The organism is Antarcticibacterium sp. 1MA-6-2 (assembly GCF_021535135.1).
Classification (GTDB): domain Bacteria; phylum Bacteroidota; class Bacteroidia; order Flavobacteriales; family Flavobacteriaceae; genus Gillisia.
Genome location: NZ_CP091036.1, coordinates 4,177,482 through 4,190,696, shown reverse-complemented (window position 1 = coordinate 4,190,696; position 13,215 = coordinate 4,177,482). Strand labels below are relative to the sequence as shown.

11 protein-coding genes and 2 pseudogenes are annotated in these 13,215 nt (G+C 37.9%); 11 read left to right on the top strand and 2 right to left on the bottom strand.

All coding sequences use genetic code 11. From position 1 onward, the window contains the following. The first annotated feature begins 5 nt into the window (after positions 1-5). On the top strand, positions 6-272 hold the full coding sequence (locus LZ575_RS21130; protein ID WP_235327170.1) for an acyl-CoA-binding protein: 267 nt from the start codon (positions 6-8) through the stop codon (positions 270-272). Positions 273-307: 35 nt separating this feature from the next. Here the strand turns inward: LZ575_RS21130 and LZ575_RS21125 are convergent, their stop codons facing one another. Next, a complete protein-coding gene (locus LZ575_RS21125; protein WP_235327168.1) occupies positions 308-2,938 on the bottom strand; it encodes a valine--tRNA ligase in 2,631 nt (876 codons plus the stop codon). A 145-nt stretch (positions 2,939-3,083) separates the two neighbouring features. Between LZ575_RS21125 and LZ575_RS21120 the strand changes: the two genes are divergently transcribed. The 3 genes from LZ575_RS21120 (at position 3,084) to murB (ending at position 5,937) form a co-directional block, all read left to right on the top strand. Further along, positions 3,084-3,458: a DUF1573 domain-containing protein gene (locus tag LZ575_RS21120; RefSeq protein WP_235327166.1), complete on the top strand. Its 375-nt coding sequence runs from the start codon at positions 3,084-3,086 to the stop codon at positions 3,456-3,458. A 275-nt stretch (positions 3,459-3,733) separates the two neighbouring features. Further along, on the top strand, positions 3,734-4,924 hold the full coding sequence (locus LZ575_RS21115; protein ID WP_235327164.1) for a pyridoxal phosphate-dependent aminotransferase: 1,191 nt from the start codon (positions 3,734-3,736) through the stop codon (positions 4,922-4,924). After that, positions 4,924-5,937 (top strand): UDP-N-acetylmuramate dehydrogenase, encoded by a 1,014-nt coding sequence (murB, locus tag LZ575_RS21110; RefSeq protein ID WP_235327162.1) that lies wholly within the window; start codon positions 4,924-4,926, stop codon positions 5,935-5,937. Before LZ575_RS21115 ends, murB begins: the two co-directional genes overlap by 1 nt. Positions 5,938-5,996: 59 nt before the next feature. Here murB and LZ575_RS21105 read toward each other — a convergent pair whose 3' ends face one another. Further along, complete coding sequence (locus tag LZ575_RS21105) at positions 5,997-6,857, bottom strand: fasciclin domain-containing protein (protein ID WP_235327160.1); 861 nt, start codon at positions 6,855-6,857, stop codon at positions 5,997-5,999. Positions 6,858-7,024: 167 nt separating this feature from the next. Between LZ575_RS21105 and LZ575_RS21100 the strand changes: the two are divergent. The 7 genes and pseudogenes from LZ575_RS21100 (at position 7,025) to LZ575_RS21070 (ending at position 13,136) form a co-directional block, all read left to right on the top strand. Continuing rightward, a pseudogene (locus tag LZ575_RS21100) lies at positions 7,025-7,229 on the top strand (membrane or secreted protein). 84 nt (positions 7,230-7,313) lie between these two features. Next, positions 7,314-8,342, top strand: coding sequence for a glycosyltransferase (locus LZ575_RS21095; RefSeq protein ID WP_311195890.1), 1,029 nt, complete (start codon positions 7,314-7,316; stop codon positions 8,340-8,342). Continuing rightward, the gene (locus LZ575_RS21090) at positions 8,333-8,902 is read left to right on the top strand and encodes an RNA polymerase sigma factor (RefSeq protein WP_235327158.1); all 570 of its coding nucleotides are present in this window, start codon (positions 8,333-8,335) and stop codon (positions 8,900-8,902) included. The genes LZ575_RS21095 and LZ575_RS21090 overlap by 10 nt, the downstream gene beginning before the upstream one ends. Before the next feature lie 76 nt (positions 8,903-8,978). Then, entirely contained in the window at positions 8,979-9,851 is an 873-nt protein-coding gene (gene lipA / locus LZ575_RS21085; protein ID WP_235327156.1) for a lipoyl synthase, read from the top strand. Positions 9,852-9,866: 15 nt separating this feature from the next. Next, a pseudogene (gene gap, locus LZ575_RS21080) lies at positions 9,867-10,873 on the top strand (type I glyceraldehyde-3-phosphate dehydrogenase). 36 nt (positions 10,874-10,909) lie between these two features. Further along, positions 10,910-11,278 carry a tetratricopeptide repeat protein gene (locus LZ575_RS21075; RefSeq protein ID WP_235327154.1) on the top strand — a complete coding sequence of 123 codons (369 nt, stop codon included), beginning with the start codon at positions 10,910-10,912 and terminating at the stop codon, positions 11,276-11,278. After that, on the top strand, positions 11,241-13,136 hold the full coding sequence (locus LZ575_RS21070) for an ATP-binding protein (RefSeq protein WP_235327152.1): 1,896 nt from the start codon (positions 11,241-11,243) through the stop codon (positions 13,134-13,136). The genes LZ575_RS21075 and LZ575_RS21070 overlap by 38 nt, the downstream gene beginning before the upstream one ends. The last annotated feature ends 79 nt before the right edge of the window (positions 13,137-13,215 follow it).

Below are 13,215 nucleotides of genomic sequence, written 5' to 3'. Positions count from 1 at the left end.
TTACAATGACAGAAATTTCTGATCAGAAGTTTTCGAGGGCTTATGAAATGGCTAGTAGTACAGATTTAAAGTTCCCGCCGGATATTATGCTGCACTTTTATGCATATTATAAAAGAGCAACAGAAAAAGATGGTTTTTACACCCCAAGGAAAGATGAAGATATCCGCAACGGTTTTAAGGCAAATGCTCTTTTACAGGTAAAGGATCTTTCCAAGGATGAAGCCAGGGAAAAATATGTAGAAATGGTAGAAAAATATATAGGAGAGGTTTAACCTCCCCTATTATTTCATTTTCTATCCTATACGTCTTATTTTAGGGAGGCAAGACTTGCTTCCAGCACTTCAATTTTAGATTGCGCATCTGCCTGCTTTGCTTTTTCCACAGCCACCACACTCTCAGGTGCATTACTCACAAATCGTTCGTTGTTCAACTTCTTTTCTACGGAATTCAAGAAACCTCGCGTATATTCCAACTCCTCCGTCAACTTCTTTCTTTCAGCTTCAACATCAATAGCTCCTTCTACAGGAATAAAATATTCATTCGATTTTATACGGAAGGAGAAGGCTCCTTCAACTTTTTGATCTACGGAAGAAATCTGTGACAGGTTTCCAAGTTTTGCTATTACCGAATTAAAATCATTTGAGGCTTTTTCAGTATTTATTACCTGAAGAGAGATTTCATCTTTAAAAGATATATTTTTCGATTTCCTTATATTTCTTATTCCTGCAACAACTTCCGAAGCAAAAGCAAATTGATCAATTATCTCTATGTCAAAATTCTTCATTGCAGGCCATTGCGCCACAATTAGCGCGTCCTGTGGAGATCTCTTTTCCAGCTGTTGCCAAATTTCTTCAGAAACAAAAGGAATAAAAGGATGAAGGATCTTTAGGTTATCTTCCAAAATTGCAATAACATCTTTGTAAGTTTGACTATCTATAGCTTCACCAAATGGAGGTTTAACCATTTCCAGGAACCAGGAACAGTAATCATCCCACACCAGCTTGTATGTGGTCATAAGGACGTCACTCATCCTATACTTGTTATAATGATCCTCGAGCTCTCTCAATGATTGCTGAAAACGTGCCTTGAACCATTTCACTGCCATTTTGGAAGAATCGGCCTGCTCCCTTTTTTCATCAACCTCCCAGCTTTTAATTAACTTGAAAGAATTCCATATCTTATTTATAAACCCACTCCCCTGCTTACAAAGATCTTCATCAAACATAAGGTCATTTCCCGCAGGAGAACTAAGCAACATTCCCACCCGTACGCCATCTGCTCCATATTGATGTATTAAACCCAGAGGATCGGGGGAATTACCCAAAGATTTGGACATCTTCCTTCGCTGCTTATCCCTTACAATTCCTGTAAGGTAAACATGGGTAAAAGGCTTTTCCTTTCTAAATTCATAACCCGCCATGATCATTCTCGCAACCCAGAAAAACAAAATTTCGGGAGCAGTAACAAGATCATTGGTGGGATAATAATAGTTTACTTCTTCATTCTCCGGCTCAAGAATTCCATTAAAGACACTTATAGGCCATAACCACGAGGAGAACCAGGTATCCAGTGCATCATTATCCTGCTTTATATCATAATGAGAAAGTTTTGGATCTCCGGATTTCTCCCTTGCCCGTTCCAAAGCTGCTTCAAGAGTTTCAGCAACTACAAAATCTTCTTTCCCGGGACCGTAATAGAAAGCAGGAATTCTATGTCCCCACCACAATTGACGTGAGATATTCCAGTCTCTCACGTTTTCCATCCAGTGTTTGTAAGTATTCAGGAATTTCTCCGGAACGAGGTTCACATCTTTTTCAAGTACTGCGTCAAGAGCAGGTTGAGCCAGTTCTTTCATTTTTAGGAACCATTGATCACTAAGGCGCGGTTCAATTACTGCACCTGTACGTTCACTGGTACCTACTTTGTTAAGGTGGTTTTCAGTCTTTATTAAAATGCCTGATGCTTCAAGTTCTTTTACTATTTCCTTCCTTACCTCGAATCGGTCCTTACCTTCATAATGCAATCCGTAGAAATTAAGAGTAGCATCTTCATTAAAAATGTCTATTACTTCCAGGTTATGCTTTTCTCCCAGGATCTTATCATTTTCATCGTGTGCCGGAGTAACTTTTAAACATCCCGTTCCAAACTCAATATCAACATATTCATCCTCAATAATTGGCACTTCCCTGTTAGCCAGGGGAACAATTGCAGTTTTTCCTTTTAGATGAGTAAATCTCTCATCGCCGGGATTTATACATATCGCAGTGTCTCCCAAAATAGTTTCGGGACGGGTTGTAGCAATTGTTACCGTGTCCTCACTACCCTTAATTTTATACTGAAGATAATATAAGGTTCCCTGCTTCTCCTGATAAATAACCTCTTCATCACTTAGAGTAGTCTTTGCCTCAGGATCCCAATTCACCATCCTGTAACCGCGGTAGATGAGTCCTTTGTTATAGAGATCCACAAAAACCTTAGTTACAGAAGCAGACATGTCATCATCCATGGTAAATTTAGTGCGTTCCCAGTCACAGGAGGCTCCAAGCTTCTTTAGTTGTTCCAGGATGATTCCCCCGTGTTTATGGGTCCATTCCCAGGCATGTTCCAAAAATTCCTCCCGGGAGAGATCATCCTTGTTAATACCTTCAGCTTTTAACTTTGCTACTACTTTTGCTTCAGTAGCAATGGACGCATGATCTGTACCGGGAACCCAACAGGCGTTAAAACCTTTAAGTCTGGCTCTCCTAATTAACACATCCTGTATAGTATTATTCAACATGTGTCCCATGTGCAGGACTCCCGTCACATTTGGCGGAGGTATAACAATAGTATATGGCGTTCTTTCATCTACTGTGGAATAAAAATACCTATTATCCATCCAGTACTTGTACCATTTTTCCTCTACCTCGCGAATATCATATTTTGGGATAACCGTCATTTGTGGTCTAATTTTTGAAAATATTGAGCAAAAGTACTTATAAGTTGAAGATAAAAAAAGAAGTTGTTAGGCATATCAATTTTGATATAGGACAAAAACAACCTATCTTTATTGACTATCATTACTAAGTAATAAAAGAAAAAAGATGAAAATAGTAGTTTCAATACTGGCCTTATTTTTTGCAGGATTTACTACAATGACTGCGCAAAACACCCCCAAATTCCAGTTTAAAACTGAGGTTATAGATTATGGAGAAATAAAGAAAGGCAGCAATGGGGTAAGAGTTTTTGAATTTAAAAACATTGGAGATGCTCCTTTAATTATAGAAAATGTTTATTCCAGTTGCGGTTGTACCGTTCCCTCCTGGACCAAAACTCCTGTTGCCCAGGGTGAAACAGGCCAAATTGAAGTCAAATACAATACTGAAATTGTTGGACCTATAAGAAGGACAATTAGCATAACCTCTAATGCAGATGAGTCGACAAAGGCTGTGAAAATTAAAGGAAAAGTACTGGAATAGCATTTATACCTAAACAATTTTAAGCTCCCAAAATCCGGGAGCTTTTTTTATTAAGATTTTTACCGTCGCAAATTTTTCTCTTCTTCTCCTCTACTTCTTGCCTGTCTATCTTCATAATTTCCTGCCATACAAATATATTAGATAGCTGTTATAATATAACTTACTCACCGCATTTTAAGGGGGAAGCAGATTTTCTTGTGTACATCTAAAGGTATATTAAGAGAAATTGTCTATTTATTTTTGCACTTTTGCAGCTATAAAAAACCAAACTTTTTATGCCTAAAATTTCACAAAAAGGAATTTCCATGCCGGAATCTCCAATAAGAAAATTAGTTCCTTATGCAGAAGAGGCCGTAAGGAAAGGAAGAAAAATTTATCAGTTAAACATAGGTCAACCAGATATTAAGACACCTCAACTGGCTTTAGATGCGGTAAGAAATCACAATATTGAAGTGCTTGCATACAGTCATTCAGCAGGTTTTGAGGAATATAGAAATAAACTTGCCGATTACTATTATAAAAATGAGATCCCAGTAAGGGCCGATAACATAATTATAACGACAGGAGGATCTGAAGCTTTGCTATTTGCAATGGGAAGTATTGCAGATGCCGGAGACGAAATCATAATTCCTGAACCTTTTTATGCAAATTACAATGGTTTTGCAACTGCATCTGGTGTTAGTATTATTCCTGTTGAATCAAAAATAGAAACAAATTTTGCCCTCCCTCCTATTGCAGAATTTGAAAAACTTATTACCTCCAGGACCAAAGCAATTTTGATTTGCAATCCTGGAAATCCTACAGGTTATCTTTATACTGAAGACGAGATAAGGCAGTTAGCCAAAATAGCTCTAAGACATGATATCTTTCTTGTCGCAGACGAAGTTTACCGGGAATTCACTTATGACGGAGAAAATCATTTTTCAATCATGAGTATTCCTGAACTTGAACAAAATGCAATAATGATCGACTCCGTTTCAAAGCGATATAGCATGTGTGGAGCGAGAATTGGTTGCCTGGTCTCTAAAAACAGGGAGGTAATTCAAACTGCCATGAAATTTGCACAGGCCCGGCTAAGCCCTCCTACTTTTGAACAAATAGCAAGCGAAGCAGCTCTGGATACTCCACAAAGTTATTTTGATGAGGTTATTGAAGAATATACAAACCGAAGAAATTTACTTGTTGAAGGTCTCCAATCAATTGAAGGTGTAACTGTAGCTATTCCCAAAGGAGCATTTTATTGTATTGCAGAATTACCTGTTTCCAATGCTGATGATTTTGCTAAATGGCTTCTGGAAGAATTCCATTACAATAATGAAACGGTAATGGTAGCTCCTGCTGCAGGATTCTATTCTACGCCTAACACAGGATTAAATCAGGTAAGGATTGCGTATGTGCTTAAAAAAGAAGACCTCATACGTGCTGTGGAAATTTTAAAAGTTGCTTTAAAGGAATACAACCAATAATGAAAATTTCCCGTAATACTTCTTTAAAACCCTATAATACTTTTGGAATAGATGTTACCGCCAGTAGGTTTATTTCGGTTACTACTCTGGAAGATCTAAAAGAAGTTCTTAGGAAAAATTATTCCGAAGATCTTTTTATTCTTGGAGGCGGCAGTAATATGCTGCTTACAAAAGATGTAGAAGCTACAGTATTGCACGTAAATCTCAAAGGAAAAGAGATCATAACCGAAACGGAAGATGAAGTTCTGGTTAAATTCTATGCAGGGGAAAGCTGGCATGAAACCGTTCTGTTTGCCCTCGAAAATGATTGGGGTGGGCTTGAAAATCTTTCATTAATTCCCGGGAATACAGGAACTGCACCCATTCAAAATATTGGAGCTTACGGGGTAGAACTTAAAGACAGCTTTGTTTCCTGTGAAGCAATAGATATTCAAACTTTAGAACTTATTACATTTACTAAAGAGGCCTGTAAATTTGGATATAGAGATTCTATATTTAAGAGTGAAGTAAAAGATAAATACATAATTACCAGTGTCACCTTTGGACTTACAAAGCGTAATCACGTGTTAAATACGGGATACGGCGCAATAGAAGAAGCTTTGACAAACATGGGTATTAATTCCCCTTCTATTAAGGATGTATCTTCAGCCGTAATTAAAATTAGAAAACAAAAACTACCCGATCCTAAAGTCCTTGGAAACAGCGGAAGCTTTTTTAAAAATCCCATCGTTTCTACGGAAGAATTAAAGCAAATCCAGGCTCGCTATCCGGAAATTCCATTTTATATAATTTCTGAAGATGAAGTCAAAATTCCCGCGGGTTGGTTAATAGATAAAGCGGGATTAAAAGGTTACAGGGAAGGAGATGCGGGAGTTCACCAGCATCAGGCTTTAGTTCTTGTTAATTACGGCTCTGCAAGAGGACGGGATATACTTCATCTTGCTGAAACTATTCAGTCTAAAATTAGAAATCAGTTTAATATAGAACTTCATCCCGAAGTAAATATTTTCTAAAACAAGAAGAGGCTCACAAAATTTGTAAGCCTCTTTTAATTTTAATGCAGCTGCAATTTTTAGCTACCGGTTCCTGTACCCTGGCCAGTTCCGCTACCCGAGGTAGTATTTGAATTTTTGGTCATCCTTTCCGCCGCAGCATTTTTAGTTGGATCTTTAGGTTTTAAAACAGCATCAATGACATGCACAACCCCATCAGATGCCGTACTATCTGTTTGAGTAATTCTTGCCTGGTTACCAGATCCATCTTTTAAAACGATTTGGTCTCCTTCAAGAGTAGCTGTTATTTCTTCCCCTTGCATAGTCTTAATTGCATAAGAACCGTTTGAACTCTGAATTTGTTGTTTCAGGTCTTCTTCGGTTAATCTTTCCTCTACCATTAAATAGTTAATAGAAGCCACGTTTACATTTCGGTTATCTTCAGTATTACTATTAATTTGATTACGATCTGCCTCAGGTAATTTTTCATACGCACTGTTTGAAGGGGCAAAAATTGTGTAAGTCACCATTCCCTGTGTTTGTTCCATGGTTCCACTTTGGTTACCTGTAGCCCTTTCTCGTACTCCCGTGGCCGGGTCAGGATTATTTTCCTGGTTTTGAGCAGCTTTTTGTGCCTCAGTCGTGGTGGAAGTGGGACTATTTCCTGTAGTTGAAACAGACTCATCCTGACGCAGACTTGTAGTTACCTGATTCCGGTTCATATTTTGGGAAAAGGTACTTAATTCCTGATTTTCCTGAATTCTGGCCGTAACACTGTTCCTTTCGTTCTCAAGTCGCTGCTCATTCATCCTTAAATCGGCTTCCCGCTCTGAATCGACCAGTTCAATGTCCTCATTCTCTCCTTCACTGGCATCGTTTTTACACGAAGAAAATGCAAATAATGAAAGCACTCCCAGCATTAATAAATTCTTTAGTTTCATAATTTAATTTTTTTGTTGATTTAACTGTGCAATTTAGCTCTCAAGTACCTGATACAAATGATATTACATTTAAATTTTAGTTAAATAGTGTAAAGGTTGTATTAATTAGGAGTTACACTTTTTAAGACCCGTTATTATTCTTATTTTTGCATCAGGAATAAAAAACTATGAAACTATTAATTATAACATTTATATTACTGGCACTTGCCGTTGCGTATTGCCATTAAAATATGGGGTAAAAAGGATGGTAAATTTGCAGGCACATGTGCCAGCCAAAGCCCATTTTTAAATAAAGAAGGAGAAGCTTGTAGCTTCTGCGGAAAGTTACCCGATGAAGTTAAAGATTGTTCTGATAGCAGGAAGGTAAATTAACCTACTTTATGGCAATAACTTTACTGGTCCTCTTTCTTATAATTTCTATACTTAATATCCTATTCTATATAGGATATTTTAGTTTTGCTTCAGATAATCCAAAAATGCCCGCACCGAGGAAAGTGCTTAGTTTCGGTTATTATTTGCGCAAAGAATGAAGCAGAAAACCTCAAAAAGCTGGTACCTTCTGTTTTAAATCAAAAATATTTCGATTTTGAGGTTATTTTGATAAACGATGCTTCTACCGATGAAACTTTAGATTTGATGGAGCAATTTCAGGAGAAAGATCCTCGAATAAAGATCGTGAATGTTCAAAATAACGAAGCGTTCTGGGGCAAGAAAAAGTACGCCCTAACGCTGGGCATTAAAAAATCCAAAAATCCTTACCTTCTTTTTACTGATGCAGATTGCCTTCCGGAATCTGACCTGTGGATAGAAAATATGGCCTCTCATTTTGAAAAGGAAAAATCGATCATTCTGGGTTATGGAGGGTATCAAAAAGATAAAACCTCTCTTTTAAATAAACTGGTGAGATTCGAAACTCTATTTACTGCTCTGCAATATTTCTCTTATGCCAAATGGGGGATTCCATACATGGGGGTGGGTAGAAACCTGGCCTATACTTCTACTGAATTTTATAACCAAAATGGATTTGCCACTCACCTTCATGTAAAGTCAGGTGATGATGATCTATTTGTAAATCAGGCTGCAACAGCCAGCAATACTGCCATTTGTTACCATAAGGAAGCAATCACTCGAAGTGTACCCGAGACCAATTTGCGTTCCTGGATTAGCCAGAAAAGAAGACATGTTTCCACTGCAATTCTTTACCAAAAGAAGCATAGGATATTACTGGCAACATTTTTCCTTTCCCAGTTTGGATTTTGGGTTCTATTCCTGGCACTTATAAGTCTTCAATTATTTTGGCAGGTAGCTCTTGTGATTGTAGCTCTTCGTCTTCTTCTTCAATATACAGTCTTTTGGAGAGCAGCTCAAAAACTGGACGAAAGGGATATAGTTTGGCTCGTGCCATTTCTGGATATATTTTTGGTTTTCATGCAATTCGGTATCTTTAGTACAAATCTTATTTCAAAACCCGCTAATTGGAAATAAATAAAGCTGCGCTGCTAAATCAAATAGAACAGGCAAAGGCAGGCCAGCAGGCAGCCTATAAATTTCTTCTCGATACGTTTTGGACAGATGTCTATGCTTTCCAGTTAAAGCGAACCAGGAATGAGTATGATGCTGAAGAAATAACAATACAAACTTTTTCTAAAGCTTTTGATAAACTGGAGACTTTTGACAGTAATTATGTATTTAAAACCTGGCTTATCACTATCTCAAAAAATATTCATATTGACCTGGTAAGAAAGAAAAATTCCTCCATTAGGGCAAGAACTGCCGATGAATCCAATGAGAAAGTTTATAAAATTCCTGATGAAACTCCTACCATTGAAGACAGCCTCATTAGTGAACAACACCTGGCTCAACTGCTAAGTGATATTAAGCAATTAAAACCTCCTTATCAGGAAGTAATCAACCTGCGCTATTTTCAGGAAAAATCATATAAGGAAATTGCTGCGCATCTTGATGAACCGCTTAACAATATTAAGGTAAAATTGCTTCGGGCGAAGAAATTATTGTCTCAAATAATTGAATCCCGGAGAGGCTAAGATCATCCTTTAGATCCCCTTCTACTTTTTATCGATTTCATCATATTATTGTATCTTTGCACCCAAGATTTTCAAAATGACGACAGATACTTTACCTACTCAAAAACCTACTCCAAAACCTAAATGGCTACGGGTAAAATTACCTACGGGAAAGAAATATACCGAACTTAGGAGTCTTGTTGATAAATACGATCTTCATACAATTTGCACTTCGGGAAGTTGCCCTAACATGGGGGAGTGCTGGAGTGAAGGTACTGCTACATTTATGATCTTAGGAAACATTTGTACCCGTTCCTGCGGATTTTGTGGCGTTAAAACAGGAAGGCCGGAAACATTAGATTGGGATGAGCCCGAAAAAGTTGCAAGATCGATAAAATTGATGAAAATCAAACACGCGGTCATTACCAGTGTAGATCGTGACGACCTCAAAGACATGGGATCAATTATGTGGGCTGAAACTGTTAAGGCAATAAGACGTATGAATCCCGATACGACTTTGGAAACTTTGATTCCGGACTTTCAGGGGAACGAGAGAAATATTGACCGTATAATAGAAGTAAATCCTGAAGTTGTATCTCACAATATGGAAACTGTAAAACGACTTACAAGAGAAGTGAGAATACAGGCAAAGTATGAAAGAAGTCTTGAAGTTTTAAAATATCTTAAGGAACAGGGAATCAATCGCACGAAGTCCGGAATTATGCTTGGTCTGGGAGAAAAGGAAGAGGAGGTCATTCAAACTCTGGAAGACCTGCGAAGTGTTGGCCTCGATGTGGTTACAATAGGTCAATACCTACAGCCAAGTAAGAAGCATTTACCTGTTAAACAATTTATTACACCAGATCAATTTAGAAAGTACGAAGCTATAGGATTGGAATTAGGCTTTAGACATGTAGAAAGTAGCGCTTTGGTAAGATCCTCTTATAAAGCACAAAAACATTTAACCTAATTCTCCAGCAAGTCTATGGCTGAAAAAATTAAAATCGGGATCAATGGATTCGGAAGGATTGGTCGTAACCTCTTTAGGCTTGTTTTTGATCATGAATCTATTGAAGTAGTAGCAATTAATGACATTGCAGATGCTATAACTCTTTCCCATCTTTTAAAATATGACAGCATCCATGGGAAATTTCCTTTTTCTGTAAAAGCGGCAGGTGATGCAATTAAAGTAAACGATAAAATTATACCCGTTTTCAATCAGGTTTCCCCTGGAGATATTGATTGGGCTAAGTACGATGTAGAATATGTAGTGGAATCCAGTGGAAAATTTAAAACTACGGCACAACTCCTCCCCCACCTTGGCAAGAGTGTAAAAAAGGTAATTCTCTCGGTGCCACCGGAAGATGAGGAGATAAAAATGGTAGTTTTGGGAGTTAATGAGCATATTTTAGACGGAAGTGAAAAAATTATATCTAACGCCTCCTGCACTACAAATAATGCTGCACCGATGCTGGATGTTATTCATAAAAACTTTGGTGTTAAACATGCGTATATATCTACTATTCATTCCTATACCTCAGATCAAAGCCTGCATGACAGACCGCACCGGGATTTACGCTATCCCGGGCAGCTACACAATCTATAATCCCTACAACCACGGGTGCTGCAAAAGCACTTACAAGGATATTTCCCGATCTACGGGATGTAATAGGCGGTTGCGGGATTAGAGTACCTGTACCTAACGGTTCCCTAACGGATATGACCCTGAATGTTGACACCCCGACGACTATTGAAAAAGTGAACGCAGTTTTTAAAGAAGCTTCAGAAACCTACCTCAAGGGACTTTTAAGTTATACTGAAGAACCTTTAGTATCCATTGACATTATTGGAGAACCTTTTTCCTGTGTGTTTGATGCACAGATGACCTCGGTAATTGGCGGTGATCTCATTAAGTTGATTGGCTGGTACGATAACGAAATTGGTTATTCCAGCCGCCTTATTGATTTAATTTCTTTCATTTCAAAGATTTAACTATATTTAACCGATTATGTACTAGCCATACCCCCAATGAAAAACCTACTATTTTCCCTCATTTTCCTGCTTAGCTGCTACACGTCTGTAGCATTTCAGGAGAAGAGTCAGGAGGAGATTTCGGATATTAATGACAGCATACAGCTCCTACTCAACGAGGCAGAAATATCAGTAAACGTTCTTGACTTTGAAAAAGCACTTAATCAACTAAACCAGGCGCTGGAACTTGCCAAGCGAATTAATGACCAAAAATACATTGCTTTATCGAGCAGTATTCTCGCCCAGCTTTACTACATAAGACACGATAATGAAAGGGCTATTACAGAATTACAAAGGGCAATAGCAATACAAAGAGAGATTGGTGATAATGCCAGGTCTCGCTTACAGTTACCTCAATTACGCTAAAGTTTTTAATGCTCTTGGTGATTTTGACAGGGCATTTAAATATCTCAATTTAGCTGAAGATTTTTATGCTCAGGAAGAAAATTCGGAATACCTGGGAATTGTTAACCTCAACAGGGGAGTTACAACCATCAATGCCGGGGTAAATTTAGAAATTGCCCTTTCTCAATTAAATAAAGCTGAAGATTATCTTCAAAGCAGCGACAATGCATACGAAAAATCCCGACTTTACTTCTATAAATCCAGAGCTCATCTCACGATGAATAATTTTGAGGAAAGCGAAAGAGAAGCTCTAAGATCCCTGGCCATTTCTGAAGAGTACAGTTTTGGCAGTATGATCATGAGCAACAATAAGCTGTTAAGCCAGATCTATGAAGCAACCGGAAAGCCGGAAAAATCTTTGGATTATTTAAAAACAAGCAATCACGTAAGAGATTCTATATTTGATATAAATCGCGAAGCATTGGCCCTTGATGCTAACACGAGGTATAACGTAGACGCAATGCGTACCAGCGTGAAAGAACTTACAAGGAGAAATGCTGAACAGGAAAAATCTTTAAAGGTCAATAAGCTTACCACCATCCTAAGTGTAGCTTTAATTACAATTCTTTCCTTACTCACTCTTTCCCTTTACAAGAACAACAACTTACGGGCAAGAGCCAATGACCTTTTGCAAAAGAAGAATGATGAGCTTACGATTGCAAAGGAAAATGCAGAAAAAGCGTCTCTGGCCAAAGCCCAGTTTCTCTCTACTATTACTCACGAATTACGCACACCACTTTATGCAGTCACAGGCCTCACCCATCTTCTATTGGAGGAAAGCCCAACTGAAAATCAAAAGGAACATCTTAATTCGCTCAAATTTTCCGGAGAATATTTGCTTTCTCTCATTAACAACATTTTGGACCTCAACAAACTTGAAGCCCGAAAAGTTGAAATTCTGGAAACCTCATTTAACCTGGAGAAAAGAATTTCAGATGTACTGGTAGCATTAAAAAATTCAGCTGATGACAAGAAAACCCAGCTACATTTCAATTTTGACCCCGATATTCCGAAGAAATTAAAAGGAGATCCACTTAAAATTTCTCAGATCCTGATCAACCTGATCGGCAATTCCATAAAATTCACCGAGAACGGAGATATCTGGATCAATGTAAACAGGGTTAATCAGGTAGGCCAGCAGGTATTCCTCCATTTCGAAATAAAAGATAATGGAGAGGGTATAACCAAAGAGAAACAAACTTCAATTTTTGAAAATTTCACCCAGGGATCCATGCAGATTAACAGGAAATTCGGTGGCACAGGTCTTGGTTTATCTATTGTTAAAAACCTTCTGAATTTAATGAATAGTGAGATCCACCTGGACAGTGAATTGGGGAAAGGCTCTACATTTAGTTTCGATTTAAAATTTGAAGCTTTTGAACAACCTGTACCTATAAATACTGCCCGAGGAAGAAAAGCAGTTGCTCTTACCAATGATATCATGCACGGTAAAAGTATTCTTATCGTAGAAGATAATAAGATCAACCAGATGATCACGCGTAAAATTCTCGAAAAGCACCAGGTGAAATGCGATGTGGCTGATAATGGGACAATTGCAATTGACAAAGTAAAGTCCAATCATTTTGATTTGATCTTAATGGACATCCATATGCCCGGAATAAGCGGAATTGAAGCTACTATTGAAATAAGGAAATTTGATGAAAATATCCCCATTGTTGCGCTAACTGCTGTAACTCTGGACGAAAACCTGGATGAATTTTATCTTAATGGATTTACCGATATTATACCCAAGCCTTATAAAACCGAGGAATTCTTCCAAAAAATTAATATGCATTTGGCTGCGAGTATTCCTGCCTAGCTCTTTGGCATAAAGCTTGAATATATTGGGCTAGTAGAATTATATACAAAAGAATTGATATAGTTTGAATTAGCCAAAA

What these genes read in the sequence shown, in the direction of transcription:
- LZ575_RS21115 (WP_235327164.1), top strand. Translation starts at nt 3,734, where the DNA reads ATGCCTAAAATTTCACAAAAAGGAATTTCCATGCCGGAATCTCCAATA.
- LZ575_RS21130 (WP_235327170.1), top strand. Translation starts at nt 6, where the DNA reads ATGACAGAAATTTCTGATCAGAAGTTTTCGAGGGCTTATGAAATGGCT.
- LZ575_RS21125 (WP_235327168.1), bottom strand. Translation starts at nt 2,938, where the DNA reads ATGACGGTTATCCCAAAATATGATATTCGCGAGGTAGAGGAAAAATGG.
- LZ575_RS21105 (WP_235327160.1), bottom strand. Translation starts at nt 6,857, where the DNA reads ATGAAACTAAAGAATTTATTAATGCTGGGAGTGCTTTCATTATTTGCA.
- lipA (WP_235327156.1), top strand. Translation starts at nt 8,979, where the DNA reads ATGACGACAGATACTTTACCTACTCAAAAACCTACTCCAAAACCTAAA.
- LZ575_RS21075 (WP_235327154.1), top strand. Translation starts at nt 10,910, where the DNA reads ATGAAAAACCTACTATTTTCCCTCATTTTCCTGCTTAGCTGCTACACG.
- LZ575_RS21120 (WP_235327166.1), top strand. Translation starts at nt 3,084, where the DNA reads ATGAAAATAGTAGTTTCAATACTGGCCTTATTTTTTGCAGGATTTACT.
- LZ575_RS21070 (WP_235327152.1), top strand. Translation starts at nt 11,241, where the DNA reads ATGCCAGGTCTCGCTTACAGTTACCTCAATTACGCTAAAGTTTTTAAT.
- murB (WP_235327162.1), top strand. Translation starts at nt 4,924, where the DNA reads ATGAAAATTTCCCGTAATACTTCTTTAAAACCCTATAATACTTTTGGA.